Below are 20,744 nucleotides of genomic sequence, written 5' to 3'. Positions count from 1 at the left end.
AGTAGATATTGAGTAAAACTCCAGTAGAATAAACATAAAATTTGAATCATTTGAGTATTAATTCGTTTGGATATTGAGGCTTCCACCTCGGGCGCGGACGGCTCCCAGATCCCGCCAAGAGCGGCCGAAGCATGTCATGGCGTCGAAAACAAAAAACCGGCCGCAAGGGCCGGTTCCTGGAGTGTTGCTATCGGGTCTGCTCAGGTGCTTGGCGTGTTGAATTCGGAATCGAGCGTTTCGGGGCGCTGGATCACAGCGAATTCGATGGCGACGCCGTCCTCGAAATGACGCACGACCTGCCCGCGCATGGTGCCAAGCATGACCTGGATGCCAATCGCCGGCTTGACGTCGATCTCGACCGCGGCGCCGGAGAGCGAAAGGTCGATGATACGGCATTGGTACTGGCGGCCGTCGGTGAGCTGCAGCACGCTGGTCGGATTGCGCGGTGCGACGCGCTCGTGGCGGCGATCTTCCGGCAGGTCGAGCTCATGCTTGTTGGCGAGCCAGGTCAATTGCGCGGCCAGCTTGTCCTTCTTGCGATCCGACGCGATGACGGTCATCGCGAAACCGTCCTGCAAAGTGCGGGTGACGACACCTTCGATGCGGCCGATATGATCGATGTAGGCAATGATTTTTTCGCCGGGCATGCCGATGCGGTCGGTGCGAAACGCGACATTGCCCGGTGACATGTCGACGACCTGGCAGGGGTGTTCGGTGCGGTCTTCCAGCATGAAGCGTCCGTAAATTTTAACCCGGACGCGCTGAAAGTTACGCCTTTCAGCTTGGGACGGCGCATAGTCGACCGCCGCTGACCTCATGACTGCCTACACCCCGTTTGGCATCCCGCGCGCTGATGCGAGGAACTTCATCAGAGAAGTACAACAAAGCGGGTTAACAAAGGGAAAAAGCGGGCGCTCCAGGGGTTTCCTTTTTGCAGGTCGCGGTGCCAAAACAGCCGCGCAGTTTTGGGCGACGTGCATCAGGCCGCAAACGGACTATTCCTCGCGCCCGCCATCGAACACGACGAGATGGCGGATGCGGCGCGCCCGGCCGAGTGCCGAGATCGTCTCGGGTGCTCCAAGTTCATCGGGAACGAGCGAGGGAACATCGATCGCCGGGCGATTGTTGAGAAGCTCCTTCTCCGGATCGATGACGCGTATCGAATCGATCAACGCGTCGGTGATCGGATCGGCACCCAGCCAGAAGGGCTTCTCCACGGCACTGATGACGCCCAGGCAGCGCGGATTTTCGACGCCGCCGTCCAGCGGCAGGGCAAGCAGTTCGAACTTGTTGGAACGCCCGTTGCGGCTGAAACCCTCATAGCTGATGAGCACGACCGACTTCTGCTCGAAGACGCCATGGATCAGCCGCGAGACGAGCCGCTGATCCTTCTCGCGCCACAGCGATGGAAAGGAAAACCCCTTGAGTTCGCGGCCGTAGCAGGCGCAAAGCCTGGTGCCGGCCAGCCGGAATACCGCCTGTCCGCGCGTGTCCCGCTCCAGGATAAAGGTGTCGGCCAGCAGCGACTTGATGTCGGCCGGCTCGACCTCCGAACGCTTCGGGGCAGGACGTCCGTCACGCAGGCGATTCCAATATTGGAACAGCGTGATCGATCCATTCTGGTTCATGCTATGCTGCTCCGCGCATTCTGTCGTCTGATGTCCCATCGGTGAACAGAAGGGCGCCCTCCGATGACCTACATGCGTTGCGGAGCAGGAAGCGTGCCAGCGTCGTTAACACTTGTTCACGGGTCGGGGCCGTTAAGGTTAACAAGTGGTTTACGTTGCATCGAAGCGAGCCCCGTGGCACACAAAAACCACTCCAGAAGCGGTCGTTTCGCGACGATCGGCAGCACTTCAGTCAAGAGTTTTAGGGGAGCAGGGGGCTCGACCAGCCGTTCAAGGGAAACCTTGAACGGCTTCTTTTTTGATTCGCGCCGCGGCGATTCGCGGTTTGCGGTTCGGTCCGTGGTGATCTAGATGCTCGAACCCCGAATCCCGCAGAGTGCAATTTCAAATGAGTGAACCGGCATCTCCCTCGGAAGTCGACCCGGTCGAGGGCGCACCTGAACCGCGACGCGAGCCGGTGTTCAACCTGCCGCCCGTCGTGCTGGCGGTGATCGGCATCTGCGTCGTCGTCTACCTGTTGCAGCAATATGTGTTGAGCGAATCCCAGCAGATGACATTGCTGTATGACGGGGCCTTCATCCCCGTTCTCTACACCGGGCAATACGGCTTCGACTGGTTCCTGTTTTCGCGGCCCTTCACCTATGCCTTCATGCATGGCGGCTTTGCCCATATCGCCATCAATATGGTGTGGCTCGCCGCGTTTGGTTCACCATTGGCAAACCGTCTGGGAACGCTGTGGTTCGCGCTGTTTTTTGCCGCAACCGGGTTGGCTTCGGTCGCGCTTTTCTGGGCGATGCATCCTTATGGTGAGGCGCCGCTGGTCGGGGCTTCCGGTGCGATATCGGGCATGATGGGGGCTGCGGCGCGTTTCGGCTTCCGCACCGACCGTTCGGCCGGCAAGGCCGCCTTCGCCGGCCCTGTGCTGCCGATCGCATTCGTATTGCGCCTGCGCGGTGTCGTGATCTTCCTCGCCATGTGGATGGTCATCAATCTCGCCACCGGCCTGCTCGGGTTTGCCCCAGGGGTAGATGGTCAGATCGCCTGGGAGGCTCATATTGGCGGCTTTGTCGCGGGCTTCTTCGGCCTGCGCTGGTTCGACAGGCGATGGCAGGCGCCCGAGTGGGAGACGACTGACCACCGCACTTGAAATGCAACCGATCACGGCGCACGATGTTCACTCTTACGTGAAGGCCGGTCAGGGCAGGAACCGGCAGGCAAAGCAGAGGAGGACGCCATGACGGTGAAGGCAATTCTCGAGAGAAAAGGCCATGACGTGTTGACGCTCGGGCCGAACGAAAAGCTGAGCGAAGCCATCCGCATCCTGGCAGAGCACAAGATCGGTGCGCTGGTCATCACTAATGGCGATCGCAAGATCGTCGGCATCCTGTCAGAGCGCGACATCGTCCGGGTTGTTGCCCGGGAAGGTGGAGCCGCGCTCGATATCGCCGTGCGTTCGGCGATGACGCCGAAGGTGAAGATCTGCAACGAAAATCACACCGTCAACGAGGTGATGGAGATTATGACCCGCGGCCGTTTCCGCCATCTGCCGGTGGAAAAGGACGGCATGCTCGATGGCATCGTGTCCATCGGCGACGTGGTCAAGCGCCGCATCGAGGATGTCGAGCGCGAGGCCGACCAGATCAGGGCCTATATCGCCACTGCCTGAACGGTGAGGCGAACCGCCGGCCGGAGAACGACCGGCGGAACCGCGGGCTACCTGTTGTCGAGTTCGGAGCGGACGAGTGCGAGCCCGCGCCGGGTGATGCGGTAGGGGCCGCCTCCCGACGAAGAAACCGCCTTCTTCCGCTTCAGCTTTCGAAACAGGTCGAGATCGACGTCCGGATAGTGCCAGCCGTCGCGGGTCAGGCATTTGACGGAGGCGATCCGCTTCTTGTCGTTCTTTTCGATTTCAATGCGTCCGCCCTGCGCGAGCAGGTGCAGGATGCGCTGTTCAGTGCGCGAAATATCCATGTGAGAGTTTTCCGGGAAAACAAAAAATGCCGCCGCCGCGAAGCTTCGCGGCACGGGGTTTCAGGTTTTCTGCCCTGCCTCGCCAAGAGGTCAGGGCCTTACCGGGACTGAGCGTAAGTGGACATCCACTCTCCATTGGAATGAGCGTCCTATAGGCGAAAGCGGCTGAAAAGGCCAGTCCGTGGCTTTGCGCTTGTCTCTTTTGGCGGTTTGCACTAGCGAATGATTTCACGTTCGACGTGAAATTCACGTTCAAACGTGAAATCACTCACCGCAATTCGCAGGCCGCCATGTCCCTTATCGACACCCGTACTCCTGACGCAAAACGCCTGATCCCCGGCGCAACCGGCGACTGGGAGATCATCATCGGCCTCGAGGTCCATGCGCAGGTCACGTCGGAAGCAAAGCTGTTTTCGGGCGCCTCGACGGCCTTCGGCGCGCCGCCCAACGCCAATGTCAGCCTGGTCGATGCGGCGATGCCGGGCATGCTGCCGGTCATCAACGAGGAATGCGTCAAGCAGGCGATCCGCACCGGCCTGGGGCTGAAGGCGCAGATCAACCACAAGTCGGTCTTCGATCGGAAGAACTACTTTTATCCCGACCTGCCGCAGGGCTACCAGATCTCGCAGTTCAAGCAGCCGATCGTCGGCGAAGGCACGGTGATCGTTTCGGTCGGCCCGGACCGCCAGGGCGAATTCGAGGACATCGAGGTCGGCATCGAGCGGCTGCATCTGGAGCAGGATGCCGGCAAGTCGATGCACGACCAGCATGCGACCATGTCCTATGTCGATCTCAACCGCTCCGGCGTGGCGCTGATGGAGATCGTCTCCAAGCCGGACATGCGCTCGGCCGACGAGGCCAAGGCTTATGTCACCAAGCTGCGCACCATCGTGCGCTATCTCGGCACCTGCGACGGCAACATGGACGAAGGTTCGATGCGCGCCGACGTCAACGTTTCGGTGCGCAGGCCGGGCGGCGAGTTCGGCACGCGCTGCGAGATCAAGAACGTCAACTCGATCCGCTTCATCGGCCAGGCCATCGACTATGAGGCGCGCCGGCAGATCGCCATTCTCGAGGATGGCGGCAAGATCGATCAGGAGACGCGGCTGTTCGACGCCGTCAAGGGCGAGACGCGCTCGATGCGCTCCAAGGAAGAGGCGCATGATTACCGCTACTTCCCCGATCCCGACCTTTTGCCGCTGGAATTCGACCAGGCCTATGTCGATGCGCTGGCCAAGGAATTGCCGGAACTGCCAGACGACAAGAAGGCGCGGCTGATCGCGTCGCTCGGCCTGTCCGTCTATGACGCCTCGATCCTGGTGTCGGAAAAGCCGATCGCCGATTATTTCGAGAAGGTGGCCGCCGGCCGCGACGGCAAGCTTGCCGCCAATTGGGTCATCAACGATCTGCTCGGGCAATTGAACAAGGCCGGAAAAGACATTGAAAACGCTCCGCTTTCGCCCGAGCAGCTCGGTGCGGTCATCGATCTGATCAAGGATGGTACCATCTCCGGCAAGATCGCCAAGGACCTGTTCGAGATCGTCTGGAATGAGGGCGGCGACCCGCGCCAACTGGTCGAGAGCCGTGGCATGAAGCAGGTCACCGACACCGGCGCCATCGAGAAGGCCGTCGAGGACGTTATTGCCGCCAACCCTGACAAGGTCGAACAGGCGCGCGCCAAGCCGAGCATGGCCGGCTGGTTCGTCGGCCAGGTGATGAAGGCGACCGGCGGCAAGGCCAACCCGCAAGCCGTCAACGACCTCGTCAAGGCCAAGCTGGGCATCGAGTAGCGCCGTGTTCGTCCGCACCGCAGGTGAACGCGACCTTGCCGCTGTGCGGACGCTGCTGGTGGAAACGTGGCATGCGACCTATGACGCCATTTATGGCGCTGCCAAAGTCACCGAGATCACCGACGAATGGCACTCGATCGCTTCGCTCCGCTCGCGGCTGACGCGGCCGAATTCGGAATTCCTGGTGGCCGATGACGGCAAGCGGATCGGTGGCATGGCTTTCGCCGCCGCCACCGCCGATGCGAAAATCATCCTGCTGAACCAGCTCTACGTCCATCCGGACTGCCAAAGGCGCGGGATCGGGCAAGCACTGCTCGACGAGGTCGAGGCCAGTTTCCCGGAAGCGCGAACGCTGCGCGTCGAGGTCGAGGCGGCCAATGGCGGCGCCATCGCCTTCTATCGGTCGAAAGGGTTCTTGCTTGTCAGTGCCGCGGAGGAGTCCAGTGATACCGCAAGGCCGACGACGCTGAGTTTCGACAAGTCGCTCGGATAGATTGCCACCGGATGAATAGAGCAATCCGGCCATGCGTCATCGCGGCGTTTGCTGTGCCGGCTCACGACGGATATGCAAGGGCATGACCAAACTGTCCCGCATTACAGCGCTGGCGCTGCTCGCCATCATCATTTTCGCGACCTTGTCGCCGATCCAGATGCGGCCGCACCTCGCTGAAGCGAATGTCGAGCGTGCCTTGGCTTATGTCCTGCTGGGCTTCGCCCTGGCGATCGGCTTCCCCAATCGACTGTATCAGGTAGTGATCTTCGTGGCTGTGACCGCCGGCATGCTGGAACTGCTTCAGCTCATTGATCCCGGTCGCCATGCACGCCTCATCGATGCATTGGTGAAAGCCCTTGCCGGGGTGGTTGGGATCGTGGCGGGACACCTGATCGTCAGGGCCGGCGGACAAAAGAGCGAGAGCTAGGCGCGGCAGCAATCCGCCGCGATACGTCGACCCCAAAGAGTACGGGACCATCGACTGTGGTCGGCCCGTGTCTGTCTGGCCGAAGGATCGAGCCTTCGCGCTAGACAGCGGGAACCTCCACATTGTCGATCAGTCTGGTCTTGCCGAGCCATGCTGCCGCGAGAAGACGCCCTTCGCGGTTTCGGCGCCATGGCGCAAGCGTCAGGCTTTGGCGTACCTCGACATAGTCGACCTTCTGAAAGCCGGCGGCGATGAGGGCGCGGCTGGCCTCTTCGGTTGCGTCGCTCTGGCCGGCGCCTGCCGCCAGCGCCGCAGCCGTATTGCGCAATATGACGTTGAGTTGGCGGGCGATCTTCAGTTCGGCCTCATCGAGATAGGCGTTGCGTGACGACATGGCGAGACCATGCGCGTCGCGTATCGTCGGTGCGCCGATGATCTCGACAGGCAGGTTGAGGTCGCGGCAGAGTTGCCTCACCACACAAAGCTGCTGGTAGTCCTTCTCGCCGAAGACCGCACAGTCGGGCGTTGCCTGCAGGAGGAGCTTTGCCACCACGGTGGCGACGCCGTCGAAAAAGGTCGGCCGAAAGTTCGATTCGAGCCCGCCGGAGGGGCCGCCGACCGAGATTTTCGTGGCGAAGCCGGCGGGATACATCTCGCCAACCGTCGGTGTGAAGGCAAGGTCGGCCTTTGCCGCGCCCAGTTGGTCGAGGTCGCGGGCGAGTTGGCGCGGGTACTTGTCGAGGTCTTCGCTCGGCGCGAACTGCGTCGGGTTGACGAAGATCGACACGACGCAGCGCTCGGCTCTTGCGAGTGCGATCCTGACCAGCGAGATGTGCCCGTCATGCAAAGCACCCATGGTCGGCACCATGGCGACACGAAGGCCGTCGCGGCGCCAGTCCCGGATTTGCGCGCGAAGTGCGGCTACGCTGTCAACGACGACGGGTTGGCTCATGCATCGTCCCTGCTGTTTGTCGCCGAAAAGACATGGCCGGGGCCGGGGAATGTCCGGCCCCGCACCTCGGCTGCATAGGTTTCCGCCGCATGCGAGATCACGCTGCGCAGGTCGGCGTATTCCTTGACAAATTTCGGCACGCGATCGACGGTCAGCCCGACCATGTCGTCGATGACCAGGATCTGGCCGTCGCAATCACCGCTGGCACCGATGCCGATGGTTGGAATGGCGAGGCGGCGGCTAATATCGGCGGCGACCCTCTCGACCGTGCCTTCGATGACCACCGAGAAAGCGCCGGCATTCTCGACGGCGAGCGCATCGCGAAGCAATGCCGCAACAGCCTCCTCGGTGCGGCCCTTGATCTTGTAGCCGCCGTCCTTCTCGACCGATTGCGGCTGCAGGCCGATATGTCCCATCACCGGAATGCCGGCGGCGACGATGGCCTCGATCTGGCTGATCATGTCGAGGCCGCCTTCGAGCTTCACCGCCTGGCAGCCGGTTTCGTCGACGACCCGCCGCGCCGAGGCGACGGCTTGCGCTGCCGTTGCCTCATAGGTGCCGGCCGGCAGGTCGACGACGACGCAGGCCTTGGCCGAGCCGCGCATCACGGCCTGCCCATGTGCGATCATCATCTCCAGCGAGGCGCCCAGAGTCGTCTTGTGGCCATGCAGGACCATGGCGACACTGTCGCCTACCAGAAGCAGATCAACATGGCGATCGAGCAGACGGGCGATGGGATAGGTATAGGCGGTCAGGCAAACGATCGGCGTGCCGCCCTTGCGGTGGCGAATCGCCTCGGCGCTGATGCGAATGTCGGTGGTCGGCAATTCCGTGGCCAATCGTCACCTCCTTTGGCCTCAAGCCGGGCTGGATGCAGGCATGGGCGCGCAGAGCTTTAGAAATACCGTAAAGGCTTGGCAAGCGTGCATGCAGCGACCGGCAGGATCACAGGCTTGTGTCGGGCTTTAGGCAAGCCATTTGCGCGCACGCCGTGGCAAAAGCCTTGCCTTCGGCAAGGCCTGACGCCATAAGCAGGAAAACGGGCGCTGCCGGCGCGAGGGTTTTGAAATGAAGACTTTCCTTACGCAGTTTTTCACCTGGTGGAACAGCCAGACGATAGGAACCCGCCTGCACACGTGGCGGTACGGCAAGAAGGTCGGCCAGGACGAGACCGGCAATTTCTATTACGAAGGCGGCATCGATTCGGAAGGCCGCACGCGCCGCTGGGTCATCTACCGCAATTATTCGGAGGCTTCGGCGATACCGCCCGGCTGGCACGGCTGGATGCACCACCGCGTCGACGTCGCGCCGTCCAGCGAGGACTACAAGCCGCGCGATTGGCAAAAGCCGCATCAGCCCAATCTGACCGGCAGCCCGGCGGCCTATCGCCCGAAGGGCTCGGTGCTGACCAATCAGCACCGCCCGCAGGTCACCGGCGACTACGATGCCTGGACACCCGGGTCGTAGCGACAGGGTGCAAGCCGGTCCTTTATCGCCACAATTGGTGTTTAGCTGCTTGCTGATCAGAAAACGGCGACTAGCCTTGGCGATCGACAGAATCACCCGGGCGCGAACCACCGGTATCTTTGCATGAGCTTTTCTTACTCAATATCGGCCAGTCTGGCGCTAGCCGCCGGTCTTGCCGTCAGCACCGTGGCCTTCGCCGCTTCGCCTGAGCCCGCGGCACCCGCGCCGGCGCCGCCCGCGGGAGCGGACCGGGTCACCAATGCCGTTGCCGAGTTTGCCGGTATCGACAAGATCACCGGCCGCATCATCACCTTCGATGTCTATATCGACGAGACGGTGCAGTTCGGCGCTTTGCAGGTGACGCCGCGCGTCTGCTATTCGCGGCCACAGACCGAAGAGCCGAAGACCGATTCCTTCGTCGAGGTCGACGAGATCACGCTGGACCGCAAGATCCGCCGCATCTTCACCGGCTGGATGTTTGCCGAAAGCCCCGGCCTCAATGCCGTCGAGCATGCCGTCTATGACGTCTGGCTGAAGGCTTGCAAGCAGAAGTCGGATGTGCCGGCGCCCGATGGCGCCAAGGCAGACTCGACCAAAGCCGAGGCGCCCAAGCCCGCCGCGGCCAAGCCGAAAGCCGCGACTGCTCCGGACGTGACAGAGCCAGATGTGACGGAGCCGGACGCTTCGGACCCCGATACGACCGACACCAACTGATCCTCCGGAACCGTCCTTGCCACCATACGTTGGGGCACGGATGAGCGCGCATTTATGCGCAGGGAGGATCTTCCGATGTCAGACAGCAAGCGGATCACGGCCGGCAAGGCAGAGTTGCTGGAACTTGAAAAGGGATTCTGGACGGGCGACGCGGCCTACTATGCGGCCAATGTCGACACCGAATGCCTGGTGGCGTTTCCGCAGATGGCACAGGCGATGGACAATGCGGATCTCGCCAAGACCGCAACCAAGCCCAACCGCTGGCGCGACCTGAAAATCGACCTCAAGGGTATTATCGAGCCGGGCAGCGACATCATCATGCTGACCTACGAGGCACATGCGACACGCGAGAACGGCGAACCTTACGCCGCGCTGGTCAGCACCGGCTATGTCCATCGCGTCAACGGCTGGAAGATGATGTTCCATTCGCAAACGCCATTGGAAGCCGCCAATGGGAAGTAGGCTCAATCTTCAGGGATAGAATTGGGCGTCAGGGATAGAATACGGCCTCGCCCTTCAGTGCGTCGGCCAGCATCTTTTCATATTTGCCGCGCGGCACGTCGACGGCGCCGAAGCGCTTGAGGTGCTCGGTGGTGAACTGCGTATCGAGCAGCGCGAAGCCGCGTGCCTTCAAGCGCTCGACGAGATAGAAAAGGCAGGTCTTGGAAGCGTCCGTCTCCCTGGCGAACATGCTCTCGCCAAAAAACACCCGGCCGAGCGACACGCCATAGAGGCCGCCGACCAGCCGGTCCTCGCGCCACGCCTCGACCGAATGACAATGGCCTATCCGATGCAACTCGACATAGGCTTCGCGGATCGGCGCATTGATCCAGGTCGAGCGCCGTTCCACGCGCTTTTCGGCGCAGCCGTCGATGGTCGCTTCGAAATCGAAATCGAAACGGATGTCGAAGGGGTTCTTCCTGATCGTTTTCCTGAGGCTTTTCGGCGCGTGAAAACCATCGAGCGGAATGATGCCGCGCGTCTCCGGCCGCACCCAGAACACCTCCGGGTCGCCGGCACTTTCGGCCATCGGGAAGACGCCCGAGGCGTATGCCTTGAGCAGAAGGTCGGTGGGGATGCGATAGCCGGGCGCGTAGGGGCGGGTCATCGCGTCTCCGCGCTACTCTTCCTTGGCCAGATATTTTTCCAGCCAGTGGATGTCGTAGTCGCCATTGGCGATGTCGGCATTGCCGACGAGATCGCGAAACAGCGGCAGCGTCGTTTTGATGCCGTCGACGACGAACTCGTCCAGGGCGCGGCGCAGGCGCATCATGCACTCGACGCGATTACGCCCATGCACGATCAGCTTGCCGATCAGGCTGTCGTAATAGGGCGGGATCTTGTAGCCGGAATAAACGCCGGAATCGACGCGGATGCCCAGGCCGCCCGGTGTGTGGAAATGGGTGATCGTGCCGGGCGAGGGGGTGAAGGTGCGCGGGTCCTCGGCGTTGATGCGGCATTCGATGGCGTGGCCGTTGAACTTGATGTCCTCCTGCTTCACCGAGAGGCCGCCGCCGGAGGCGACGCGGATCTGCTCATGCACGAGATCGATGCCGGTGATCGCTTCCGTCACCGGATGCTCGACCTGCAGGCGCGTGTTCATCTCGATGAAGTAGAACTCGCCATTCTCGTAGAGGAACTCGATCGTGCCGGCGCCGGAATAGCCGAGGTCGGCGATCGCCTTGGCGCAGATGCCGCCGATGCGGGCGCGCTCTTCGGCATTGAGGGCGGGCGAGGGCGCCTCTTCCCAGACCTTCTGGTGGCGGCGCTGCAAGGAACAGTCGCGCTCGCCGAAATGCACGCCGCGGCCAAAGCCGTCGCCAAACACCTGGACTTCGATATGGCGCGGCTTTTCCAGGTATTTTTCGATATAAACGGCATCGTCGCCGAACGCCGCACCGGCTTCCGTGCTCGCCGTCTGCAAGGCGACCTCCAGGTCAGCCTCGGTGAGGGCGACCTTCATGCCGCGTCCGCCACCGCCGGCCGATGCCTTGATGATCACGGGATAGCCGATCTCGGCGGCAATGCGCCTGGCTTCCTTCTGATCGGTGACGGCGCCATCCGAACCGGGCACAACCGGAATGCCGAGGCGCTTGGCGGTTCGCTTGGCCTCGATCTTGTCGCCCATGATGCGGATATGGTCGCCGGACGGACCGATGAAGGTGATGTTGTGCGCGGCCAGTATGTCGGCGAATTTGGCGTTCTCCGACAGGAAGCCGTAGCCCGGATGCACGGCGTCGGCGCCGGTGATTTCGCAGGCCGCAACGATCTGATGGATGTTGAGATAGCTGTCGCGCGATGGCGGCGGACCGATGCAGACGCTCTCGTCGGCGAGCCGCACATGCATGGCGTCGGCATCGGCGGTCGAATGCACCACCACCGTCTGGATGCCGAGTTCCTTGCAGGCGCGCAGCACCCGGAGGGCGATTTCGCCGCGATTGGCGATGAGGATCTTCTGAAACATCAGGCCCGCTCTATTCGATCACGACGAGCGGCATGCCATATTCGACCGGCTGCGAATCCTCGAAAAGGATCGCGGTCACCGTGCCGGCGCGTGGCGAGGGGATCTGGTTCATCGTCTTCATCGCTTCGATGATCAGCAGCGTCTGGCCTTCCTTGACCTTCTGGCCGACTTCGATGAATGCCTTGGCGTCCGGCGACGGCGCTAGGTAGGCGGTGCCGACCATCGGCGAGGTGACTGCGTTCTTGGAAATATCTGCCACAACGGGCAGAGCTGCGGTGGGAGCTTGCGCTGCTGCCGGCGCATAGGCCTGCTGCGGCGCTGCGATTGCATGAACAGCCGGCGCCTGCCGCGAGACGCGCACCTTCAGGTCGCCCAGTTCAACCTCGATCTCGGTGAGATTGGTGTCGTTCAGTATGCCCGCCAGATCGCGGATCAGTTGCTGGTCAACACCGGTCTTCTTTATCGACATTTTCGAGCCTTCTGTTTGTTGGCCGGTCATAGGCGTGCGGCCAGCGCCTGTAGCGCCAGCGTATAGCCGAGCGGCCCAAAGCCACAGATCATGCCGACGGCGACCGGCGCGACCATGGAGACGTGGCGGAATGGTTCCCGCGCATGGATGTTGGAAAGATGAACTTCGGCCACCGGCAACGGTGCGACGGCGCGGATGGCGTCGTGGATGGCAATTGAGGTGTGGCTGTAGGCGCCCGGATTGATGACGATGCCGACAGCCTTGTCGCCAGCTTCCTGAATCCAGTCGACAAGGTCGCCCTCATGGTTCGACTGGCGGAAATCGATCTCGAACCCCAGCGCCGTGCCTGCCTGCTTGCAGTCGTCGGCGATCGCGGCAAGCGTCTTGCCGCCATAGATGCCCGGCTCGCGCTTGCCGAGCGCGTTTAGATTGGGACCGTTCAGGACGAAAACCGTTTTCAAAAAGCCGACCTTTCCCGGCGCCGTCATCAAGCCAGCGCGCTGGGCCCTCTATAATGGGCATAGCCGCCCGCGGAAAGAGCGCAAGTGCGTTCTTTCACTGTCCACAACAGGCGGAAATGTGCCCGTGAGAAATAGCTGGCGAGCAAGATCAGAGCGCGGCTTTCGCCGCCTCGATCTTTTCTGCCAGTACTTCCTGCCCGAGTGCTCCGAACACCACCTCGTTGCCGACGACATAGGACGGCGTTCCGGTGATCGCCAGCTTGTTGGCAAGATCGTAGGTCTTGGCGAGGGCCTCGTTGATTGTCGGGTCCTTCATCTTCTCGCGCAGCGCCGCTTCGTCGGCGCCGAGCGACAGCGCGACCTTGATGGCCGCCGCCTCGGTGGCGCGTCCCTGGCCGCCGAGCAACGCATTGTGGAACTCGCCGTACTTTTCCGGGTGCATCAGATGGAACGCCATCGAGACCACGCTCGCCTTCTGCGAATCCGGTCCGAGGATGGGGAATTCCTTGAGCACGAAACGCAGGTCCGGATCGGTCTTGGTCAACGCCTGCATGTCGTCGATGGCGCGTTTGCAGAAGCCGCAATTGTAGTCGTAGAACTCGACGATGGTGACCTTGCCGTTCGGATTGCCGACGACGCCGTCAAAGGCGGAGTTGAAGATCTGGTCCTTGGCATTCTTGATCACGCCGAGATGAGCGATGCGCTGCTCTTCCTTCTGCTTGGCCTCAAGCGCGTCCTGGACCTCCAGGAGGACTTCCGGGTTTTTCAACAAATAGTCACGGATGATGCCTTCGACCTCGGTGCGGTCGATCTTGGTATCGGCCGCCGCGGTCTCGACCGGCTGTGCGGTACCGGCCTTGGCGATCTGCGGGTTTCCGGCAACGAATCCGAAAGCCAGCATGGCCAGGGCGACCGCAACCCCCGTGGTGCCTAGCAGCAGTGCCTTTTTCATCGTTCCTGTTCCTTCTACCTGTTTTCCGGTCTAGCTATGTCGTGGCGCGCGGCCGGAAGGTTCACTTGATCTTGGTTGACGGCTTGTAGTTTATGATATCCTGGGCGCGAAGCCAGCGCGGCTCGCCGCGTTTCATCTGCTGCTGCGCCCGCATGGCGAAAATCTTCGCATCCTTGTAGTTGCCGGAATAGAAATGGCTTTCGGCGGTGGCAAGTTCAGCGCCCGGTATGTCACCCAACTCACCGTAGGCCTGTGCCAGATAGCGATACCCGGCTGAATTTTCCTTGTCGCGCCCGAGGCCGTTGTTGATCTGCACGACGGCTTTTTTGAGGGAGTCGGGCGTGCCGACGGCCATCAGCGCCTGGCCCATGGACACCGGCAGCAGACCGGACCGCGCCGAATCGAGGCTGACCGCCTTTGCGTAGGCGTCCGCGGCTTCCTTGGGTTTGTTTGCCTTCATCAGAATATCGCCGCGCAGTTCCTGGAAGTAAGCGTTCTTGGGCTGCGCCTTGATCAGTGCATTGGTCTTGGCGAGCGCGGCGGCGATGTTGCCGAACAGGTAGGTCGACTGGGCGTCGCCATATAGCGCGGCGAGGGTCCCTTGCATCTTTCGCATCAGCCGCGACGCAGCCGCCTGGCCTTCCATGTAGACGGCGATCTTCACCCGCACCATGTCATGGCGCTGCTGCAGCGCGGGCGGGTCCGGCCTGTCGACATTGGGGCTCTGTTTCACCAGCACTTCGAGATTGGAGATGCGATCCCGCGGCATCGGATGGCTGATCCGGTAGGGATCGACTTGCGCGCCCGAGAGCGACAGCGCAGTCTGGAAGCGGTGAAACGTCTTCAGCATGCCCATGCCGGATTGGCCGGTGGCGTTGAGATAGGTGATAGCCGAGCGGTCGGCCGTCATCTCCTCGGTGCGCTGGTAGGCGAGGATGCTGCGCTGTGCCATCTCGCCGCCGCCGGCGGCCACGCCCACGCCCGCACCGGCAAGGCCGCGGCTATTGGTTGTCGCGCCGGCGACCATGGCACCGGCACCCAGCAGCGTCGCGATGATGGCCATCGTCTTGGCGCGTTCAAGCTGGTCGCGGAGTTTCTGCTGGTGGCCGCCGGCGATATGACCGGCTTCGTGCGCGATGACGCCGATGATCTCGTTGGGCGTTTCGGCCGTCATCAGCGCGCCGGTGTTGATGAACAGCCGGCGCCCGGTGACGAAGGCGTTGAAACTCTGGTCATTGACCAGAACGATGTCGATGCCGTCATTCGCCAGGCCAGCCGCCCTGAAGATCGGCCGCGCGTAATCGCGAACCAGCGCCTCGATCTCGGCGTCGCGCACCACCGGCACGTTCTGGGCAAAGGCGCTGACCGAACTCGCCATTGCAACGGCAACGCCAAGCGAAAGCGTCGCGAAGACGCGCGCTGCCTGGGCAATCGTCGATCTGGGTCGGCTCAACATGATGGCTCCACTGGTAGACGAGCGGGCGAAAGATGAAAAGTCGGCGCCGGAAACTTCCTCAACTTGTGATCCTCACATCAATCGGGCATTTGTGCGGCACATGCGCCAGTGCCTGGCGCCGTCAGTCATCGGGAATACTGGTTGCATGGTCGTTTCGCTCTCACGCCGTGGCAATGTCGAGCCCTTCCATGCGATGGACATTCTGGCAGAGGCAAACCGGCTGAAGTCCCAGGGCGTGCCGGTTGTTTCGATGGCCGTCGGCCAGCCCTCCGATCCCGCACCGGTTCTGGTTCGCGCCGCAGCCGCCAAGGCGCTGCAGGACGGACGCATCGGCTACACCGACGCGCTGGGACTGGCAGGTTTGCGCAAGGCGATCGCCGGACACTACGCCGATCACTACGGGCTTGATATCGAGCCCGGCCGGATCGCGGTGACCACTGGATCGTCGGCCGCCTTCAACCTCGCCTTCCTGGCGATGTTCGATGGGGGTGACCGCGTCGCCATCGCGGCACCCGGCTATCCCGCCTATCGCAACATCATGGCCGCGCTCGGCATCGAGGTGGTCGAGATCGAGCTCGGCGACGCCGCCTACCTGCATGCCGGCCATCTCGAGACCGCGCATCGTGAAAAGCCGCTGAAAGGCGTTCTCTTCGCCAGTCCCGCCAATCCAACCGGCGCGGTCATACCGGCCGATGAACTGGCGGCCCTGGTGAGGACGGCACAAGACCTCGGCATCGCCGTCATCTCCGACGAAATCTATCACCGGCTGGCCTATGCCGCCCCCGACACCACGGCGCTTGCCTATGGAGGCGACGTGACCGTGATCAACTCCTTCTCCAAATATTACTGCATGACCGGCTGGCGCATCGGCTGGATGGTGCTGCCGCAGGACCTGGTGCGGCCGGTCGAGCGCGTCGCCCAGAGCCTCTACATCTCGCCGCCGGAGCTATCGCAGATCGCCGCGATCGAGGCGTTCAGGGCGACCGAGGAACTGGAGGCGGTAAAAGGCCGCTACGCCTGGAATCGCGAGCTTTTGATGAAACGCCTGCCCGAGCTCGGCTTTCCGCTGGCGGCGCCGATGGACGGCGCCTTTTATGCCTTCTGTGACGTCACCAGGCATACCAATGACAGCATGGCCTTCGCGCGAAAGATGCTGGCCGAGGCGCATGTCGCGGCAACACCCGGCCAAGACTTCGACACCCAGGCCGGGCACCGGACGATGCGTTTCTCCTATGCCGGCAGCCACGACGACATGGTCGAGGCAATGGCGCGCATCGAACGCTGGTTGAGGTAGCGCCATGCCGGAACTCGAACAGGCCCTCAGACTTGATCAGGCCTCCACACTTGATCAGGCATTGGCCGAAGTCGCTGCCGAAATGGCCGATCGCACCGATCGCGGTGATGTCGCTTCTTACATTCCGCAGTTGGGTAAGGTCGATCCGAAGAAATTCGGCATCGCAGCGGTCACCAATGACGGGCGCGTGCTGACGGCGGGGGACGCCGACCAGGCCTTTTCCATCCAGAGCATCTCGAAAGTGTTCACCCTGACACTGGCGCTCGGCAATGTCGGCGACGCGCTGTGGCAGCGGGTCGGCCGCGAACCGTCAGGCAATCCATTCAACTCGATCGTGCAGCTCGAGCATGAGAACGGCATCCCGCGCAACCCGTTCATCAATGCCGGCGCCATCGTCATTTCCGACATCCTGCTTGCGGGCCACCAGCCGCGCGAGGCGATCGGCGAGATCCTGCGCTTCATCCAGTTCCTCGCCGACGACGAGACCATCATCATCGACCGCGAGGTCGCAGCATCCGAACGGGCCACCGGCTACCGCAACTTCGCACTCGCCAACTATATGAAATCCTTCGGCAATCTCCACCATGCGCCGGAACTGGCGCTGGGCGTCTACTTCCACCACTGCGCCATCGCCATGAGTTGCCGGCAACTGGCGCTCGCCGGCCGCTTCCTCGCCAATGGCGGCAAGAACCCGGCGACCGGGCATTCCGTGGTGTCGGCCGAGCGGGCACGCCGCATCGGCGCCATGATGCTGACCTGCGGCCATTATGACGGCTCCGGCGATTTCGCCTTCCACGTCGGCATCCCCGGCAAGAGCGGTGTCGGCGGAGGCATATTGGGCATCGTGCCGGGCGTGGCGTCGCTTGCCGTCTGGTCGCCAGGTCTCAATGCCAACGGCAACTCCAAGCTGGGGTCGATCGCGCTGGAAAAGCTTGCCAGGATGATGAACTGGTCGATCTTCGCGCCGTAGCCTTCGCGATCCGCCATAGCGCCAGATAAGAAAATCCCGCGCCGTCTTCGAGACGGCGCGGGATTTTTTTGTCAAAGAACTAGCTCATGCGATTGAAAGGCTTAGAAAAAGCCCTTCCGCTGCCACCAGCCGCCGCGCTTCGGCTTGTCCTCGGTCTTGTCCTCGGCCTTGGCCGCGGGCTCTTCCGCGACGATCGAAGACACGACCGGCTCGACCGGCGCATTCGCCGCCGCCGGCTTGCGCCGCGACGGGCGGGCCTTCGGTGCCTCCTCGACAGAAGCGATAGCTGCCTCGTCGGATGCGGTGACCGGCGTGTCGACCGGTGCTTCCACCTCCGCAGCCGGCTCATCGGCGACAATTTCGGCCGCGGCCTTCTTTGGCTTGGCCGCGCGACGTGGCTTCTTCGGCTTCTCCGTGGCCGGCGCGTCGTCATTTGCCGGGGCAAGCGCCACCGGCTCTTCGGCTGGTGCAGCAACGACCGGCTCGCTGGCGATCACCTCGGTTGCCCGGACTTCGCCTTCAGAAGCGTCTGCTGTTTCGCCAGCACTTGCCTCAGCCTCGCCTTCACCGTCTTCGCGACGGTTGCGCTTGCCGCCGCGCTTGCCGCGCCGGCGCTTTTTGCCCTGGCCTTCGTCCGAAGCTTCAGCTGTCTCAGACGTTTCGGCAACACCGACAGGGGCGTTGTCGTCCGCTTCCGTGTCGCCATCGCTGGCGGCCGAGTCCGGGTCCGAAAATTCGCCGGCCGGAGCCGAGACGGAAGCACCGTCCGCAGGGGCGCCATGTTCGCGATCGCGATCCTTGCCGCCGCGCCGACGCCGGCGCTTGCGGCGCTTGCGGTCGCGGCCTTCGCCTTCCTCGCCACCGGCGGCAGCAGGGCGGGGTTGTTGCTGCGGCTGCTGGCGCGGCTGTTCGGCCTGCACCGGCGCCTCGTCATCTTCCTCGACGACGACAATCTCGTCCTCGGGCTCTTCCGGCTCGGCATAGGCCGGGAAGCTGCGCGCCTCGACGAAGCCTTCCGGCTTTTCAGCCAGCGCGCCGCGGAAGATCGCATAGTGCTGCGAACCCACCGAATCGTCGGCCTCGACGGTGATCGTCAGCCCGAAGCGGCTTTCGAGTTCCACCAGCGTGCCGCGCTTGTGATTGAGCACGTAGAGTGCGGTCGCCGCCGGCGTCCGCACCGTGATGTGGCTGCGGGAATCCTTGAGCAGGAATTCCTCAATCGCCCGCACCACCATCAGCGCGACCGACGAATCGGAGCGTACGTGGCCGGTGCCGCCGCAATGGGGGCAGGGCTTCATGGTCGATTCCAGCACGCTGGCGCGGATGCGCTGGCGTGACATCTCCATCAGGCCGAAATGCGAGATACGGCCGACCTGGATGCGCGCACGATCGTTCTTGAGGTGATCCTTCAGCCGCTTCTCGACGGAGCGGTTGTTGCGGTTCTCCTCCATGTCGATGAAGTCGATGACGATCAGGCCGGCAAGGTCGCGCAGCCTGAGCTGACGCGCGACTTCCTCGGCCGCTTCCAGATTGGTGTGGAGTGCGGTGTCCTCGATCGAGTGCTCCTTGGTGGAGCGGCCCGAATTCACATCGATGGCAACCAGCGCCTCGGTCTGGTTGATGATGATGTAGCCGCCGCTCTTCAGCGTCACCTGCGGCTGCAGCATGCGGTCAAGCTGTGCCTCGATGCCGTTGCGCACGAAGATCGGCGTCGTGTCGCGGAACGGCTGAACCACCTTGGCGTGGCTCGGCATCAGCATGCGCATGAAGTCCTTGGCCTCGCGATAGCCTTCCTCGCCGGAGACAAGAATCTCGTCGATATCCTTGTTGTAGAGGTCGCGCACCGAGCGCTTGATCAGGCTGCCTTCCTCGTAGACCAGGGCAGGGGCCGTGGACTGCAAGGTGAGATTGCGGACATTTTCCCAAAGCCGCATCAGATATTCGTAATCGCGCTTGATCTCGGCCTTGGTGCGGCTCTCGCCGGCGGTGCGCAGGATCACGCCCATGCCCTGCGGCACTTCGAGATCGGCAACGACCTCCTTCAGACGCTTGCGATCGACCGCGCTGGTGATCTTGCGCGAAATGCCGCCGCCACGCGCCGTGTTCGGCATCAGCACCGAATAGCGGCCGGCAAGCGACAGATAGGTGGTCAGTGCCGCACCCTTGTTGCCGCGCTCTTCCTTGACGACCTGCACCAAGAGGATCTGCCGGCGCTTGATCACTTCCTGGATCTTGTACTGGCGGCGCACCGGCTTGCGGCGGTTGCGCACTTCTTCCAGCGCGTCCTCGGCGCCGACCGATTCGACCTCGTGATCGTCCGGATGCGAGGACTGCACTTCTTCCAGCATGCCGCGATCATTGTCGCCGGAGGTCGCCTCGCTGCCTTGTTCGGCCTGCGGGACGGCTTCGGAAATCACATCGGCCTCGACCGAGGCGGCGATCGACGTCGGGCCGCCTTCGCGGGTTTCGCCTTCGTCCTGCTCGGCGGAATCCTCGCCATGTTCGGACGCATCGGCATGTTCGGACGCATCGGCCGCATGTTCGATGATCTCGGACGTGTGCGAGATCTCCTCGAAACCAGCGTCGGCGCCCTCTTCCGCCTCGTCGGCAGCGTCGCTTGCCTCGCTGGAATCGGCAGCATCACGCTTGTGCTCGCCCCGGTCGCGGGGCTTGCCGCCGCGCCTGCGGCCGCGCCGTCCGCGATCGCGGCTCTGGCGATCATCGCCGTCGCCGTCCTCGTTCTCTTCGTCCTCAGCCTCCTGCGCTTCCGCGCGCAGCAGTGCCTGACGATCGGCGACCGGAATCTGGTAGTAGTCGGGGTGAATTTCACTGAAGGCGAGAAAACCGTGACGGTTGCCGCCATATTCGACAAAGGCTGCCTGAAGGGAGGGCTCTACGCGCGTTACGCGGGCTAGGTAGATGTTTCCTTTGAGCTGCTTCTTGTCCTGGGATTCAAAGTCGAATTCTTCAATACGGTTACCGCGTATGACGACAACGCGTGTTTCCTCCGGGTGGGAGGCGTCTATCAGCATTTTGTTGGGCATTATTTCGTTTCCCCCCGGCAGCCGTCAGCCGCAGCTTGCGAGGCAAAGCCTGCTGCTGCGTGTCTGGAGTGTGGGTGCCGGATATTTGAACGTCCGTCGGCCGCCGCTTGAGCGCCATGGCGGTGCCGCCCGCAGCCATAATGGCGCGGTTTGATGCGGACCTTTCCATGATTGCGCTTGAAGCCATCGTCA

General features: G+C 62.6%; 22 protein-coding genes. 10 read left to right on the top strand and 12 right to left on the bottom strand.

Annotation, left to right across the window (positions count from 1 at the left end; genetic code table 11):
* Positions 1-200: 200 nt before the first annotated feature.
* Positions 201-818, bottom strand: a complete 618-nt coding sequence (locus EOB49_RS16565; protein ID WP_127381591.1) for a PilZ domain-containing protein — start codon at positions 816-818, stop codon at positions 201-203.
* Between the two features lie 177 nt (positions 819-995).
* Entirely contained in the window at positions 996-1,628 is a 633-nt protein-coding gene (locus EOB49_RS16560; RefSeq protein ID WP_023812148.1) for a PAS domain-containing protein, read from the bottom strand.
* A gap of 388 nt (positions 1,629-2,016) precedes the next feature.
* Between EOB49_RS16560 and EOB49_RS16555 the strand changes: the two genes are divergently transcribed.
* Both EOB49_RS16555 and EOB49_RS16550 read left to right on the top strand, forming a co-directional pair.
* Positions 2,017-2,775 carry a rhomboid family intramembrane serine protease gene (locus EOB49_RS16555; RefSeq protein WP_127322494.1) on the top strand — a complete coding sequence of 253 codons (759 nt, stop codon included), beginning with the start codon at positions 2,017-2,019 and terminating at the stop codon, positions 2,773-2,775.
* Between the two features lie 87 nt (positions 2,776-2,862).
* A complete protein-coding gene (locus EOB49_RS16550; protein ID WP_027039198.1) occupies positions 2,863-3,294 on the top strand; it encodes a CBS domain-containing protein in 432 nt (143 codons plus the stop codon).
* A gap of 47 nt (positions 3,295-3,341) precedes the next feature.
* Here the strand turns inward: EOB49_RS16550 and EOB49_RS16545 are convergent, their stop codons facing one another.
* On the bottom strand, positions 3,342-3,599 hold the full coding sequence (locus EOB49_RS16545) for a YjhX family toxin (protein WP_127280952.1): 258 nt from the start codon (positions 3,597-3,599) through the stop codon (positions 3,342-3,344).
* Between the two features lie 290 nt (positions 3,600-3,889).
* Here EOB49_RS16545 and gatB point away from each other — a divergent pair, with 290 nt between their 5' ends.
* The 3 genes from gatB to EOB49_RS16525 all read left to right on the top strand — a co-directional run bounded on the left by gatB (position 3,890) and on the right by EOB49_RS16525 (position 6,309).
* Positions 3,890-5,389 (top strand): Asp-tRNA(Asn)/Glu-tRNA(Gln) amidotransferase subunit GatB, encoded by a 1,500-nt coding sequence (gene gatB / locus EOB49_RS16535; RefSeq protein ID WP_127381590.1) that lies wholly within the window; start codon positions 3,890-3,892, stop codon positions 5,387-5,389.
* Positions 5,390-5,393: 4 nt separating this feature from the next.
* Positions 5,394-5,882 carry a GNAT family N-acetyltransferase gene (locus EOB49_RS16530; protein ID WP_127381589.1) on the top strand — a complete coding sequence of 163 codons (489 nt, stop codon included), beginning with the start codon at positions 5,394-5,396 and terminating at the stop codon, positions 5,880-5,882.
* A gap of 82 nt (positions 5,883-5,964) precedes the next feature.
* A complete protein-coding gene (locus tag EOB49_RS16525) occupies positions 5,965-6,309 on the top strand; it encodes an antibiotic resistance protein VanZ (protein ID WP_023812139.1) in 345 nt (114 codons plus the stop codon).
* A 100-nt stretch (positions 6,310-6,409) separates the two neighbouring features.
* Here the strand turns inward: EOB49_RS16525 and panC are convergent, their stop codons facing one another.
* A complete protein-coding gene (gene panC / locus EOB49_RS16520; RefSeq protein WP_127381588.1) occupies positions 6,410-7,261 on the bottom strand; it encodes a pantoate--beta-alanine ligase in 852 nt (283 codons plus the stop codon).
* On the bottom strand, positions 7,258-8,100 hold the full coding sequence (panB, locus tag EOB49_RS16515; RefSeq protein ID WP_127381587.1) for a 3-methyl-2-oxobutanoate hydroxymethyltransferase: 843 nt from the start codon (positions 8,098-8,100) through the stop codon (positions 7,258-7,260). Before panB ends, panC begins: the two co-directional genes overlap by 4 nt.
* A 229-nt stretch (positions 8,101-8,329) precedes the next feature.
* Between panB and EOB49_RS16510 the strand changes: the two genes are divergently transcribed.
* The 3 genes from EOB49_RS16510 to EOB49_RS16500 all read left to right on the top strand — a co-directional run bounded on the left by EOB49_RS16510 (position 8,330) and on the right by EOB49_RS16500 (position 9,904).
* A complete protein-coding gene (locus EOB49_RS16510; RefSeq protein ID WP_013531353.1) occupies positions 8,330-8,728 on the top strand; it encodes an NADH:ubiquinone oxidoreductase subunit NDUFA12 in 399 nt (132 codons plus the stop codon).
* A 123-nt stretch (positions 8,729-8,851) separates the two neighbouring features.
* On the top strand, positions 8,852-9,442 hold the full coding sequence (locus EOB49_RS16505) for a DUF2155 domain-containing protein (RefSeq protein ID WP_127381586.1): 591 nt from the start codon (positions 8,852-8,854) through the stop codon (positions 9,440-9,442).
* 75 nt (positions 9,443-9,517) lie between these two features.
* Positions 9,518-9,904 carry a hypothetical protein gene (locus EOB49_RS16500; RefSeq protein ID WP_127381585.1) on the top strand — a complete coding sequence of 129 codons (387 nt, stop codon included), beginning with the start codon at positions 9,518-9,520 and terminating at the stop codon, positions 9,902-9,904.
* A 28-nt stretch (positions 9,905-9,932) separates the two neighbouring features.
* On the opposite strand, the gene aat is transcribed toward EOB49_RS16500, so the two are convergent.
* The 6 genes from aat to EOB49_RS16470 form a co-directional block, all read right to left on the bottom strand.
* Positions 9,933-10,550, bottom strand: coding sequence for a leucyl/phenylalanyl-tRNA--protein transferase (aat, locus tag EOB49_RS16495; protein ID WP_127269232.1), 618 nt, complete (start codon positions 10,548-10,550; stop codon positions 9,933-9,935).
* A 12-nt stretch (positions 10,551-10,562) separates the two neighbouring features.
* Entirely contained in the window at positions 10,563-11,906 is a 1,344-nt protein-coding gene (accC, locus tag EOB49_RS16490) for an acetyl-CoA carboxylase biotin carboxylase subunit (RefSeq protein WP_013531357.1), read from the bottom strand.
* Between the two features lie 10 nt (positions 11,907-11,916).
* Entirely contained in the window at positions 11,917-12,375 is a 459-nt protein-coding gene (gene accB / locus EOB49_RS16485) for an acetyl-CoA carboxylase biotin carboxyl carrier protein (protein WP_127381584.1), read from the bottom strand.
* Positions 12,376-12,401: 26 nt separating this feature from the next.
* The gene (gene aroQ, locus EOB49_RS16480; protein WP_013531359.1) at positions 12,402-12,836 is read right to left on the bottom strand and encodes a type II 3-dehydroquinate dehydratase; all 435 of its coding nucleotides are present in this window, start codon (positions 12,834-12,836) and stop codon (positions 12,402-12,404) included.
* A gap of 148 nt (positions 12,837-12,984) precedes the next feature.
* Complete coding sequence (locus EOB49_RS16475; RefSeq protein ID WP_127381583.1) at positions 12,985-13,788, bottom strand: DsbA family protein; 804 nt, start codon at positions 13,786-13,788, stop codon at positions 12,985-12,987.
* 61 nt (positions 13,789-13,849) lie between these two features.
* Entirely contained in the window at positions 13,850-15,244 is a 1,395-nt protein-coding gene (locus EOB49_RS16470; RefSeq protein ID WP_127271627.1) for a M48 family metalloprotease, read from the bottom strand.
* Positions 15,245-15,389: 145 nt separating this feature from the next.
* Between EOB49_RS16470 and EOB49_RS16465 the strand changes: the two genes are divergently transcribed.
* Together EOB49_RS16465 and EOB49_RS16460 are read left to right on the top strand one after the other, a co-directional pair.
* Positions 15,390-16,538: an aminotransferase class I/II-fold pyridoxal phosphate-dependent enzyme gene (locus EOB49_RS16465; RefSeq protein ID WP_127381582.1), complete on the top strand. Its 1,149-nt coding sequence runs from the start codon at positions 15,390-15,392 to the stop codon at positions 16,536-16,538.
* A 4-nt stretch (positions 16,539-16,542) separates the two neighbouring features.
* Positions 16,543-17,508: a glutaminase gene (locus EOB49_RS16460; protein ID WP_127381581.1), complete on the top strand. Its 966-nt coding sequence runs from the start codon at positions 16,543-16,545 to the stop codon at positions 17,506-17,508.
* A 101-nt stretch (positions 17,509-17,609) separates the two neighbouring features.
* Here EOB49_RS16460 and EOB49_RS16455 read toward each other — a convergent pair whose 3' ends face one another.
* Positions 17,610-20,552, bottom strand: coding sequence for a ribonuclease E/G (locus EOB49_RS16455; RefSeq protein ID WP_127381580.1), 2,943 nt, complete (start codon positions 20,550-20,552; stop codon positions 17,610-17,612).
* Positions 20,553-20,744 lie beyond the last annotated feature (192 nt).

The organism is Mesorhizobium sp. M7A.F.Ca.MR.148.00.0.0, assembly GCF_003997735.1.
Taxonomy (GTDB): domain Bacteria; phylum Pseudomonadota; class Alphaproteobacteria; order Rhizobiales; family Rhizobiaceae; genus Mesorhizobium.
Note: the sequence above shows the minus strand (reverse complement) of the source record. Positions and strands in the feature narration are given on the sequence as shown.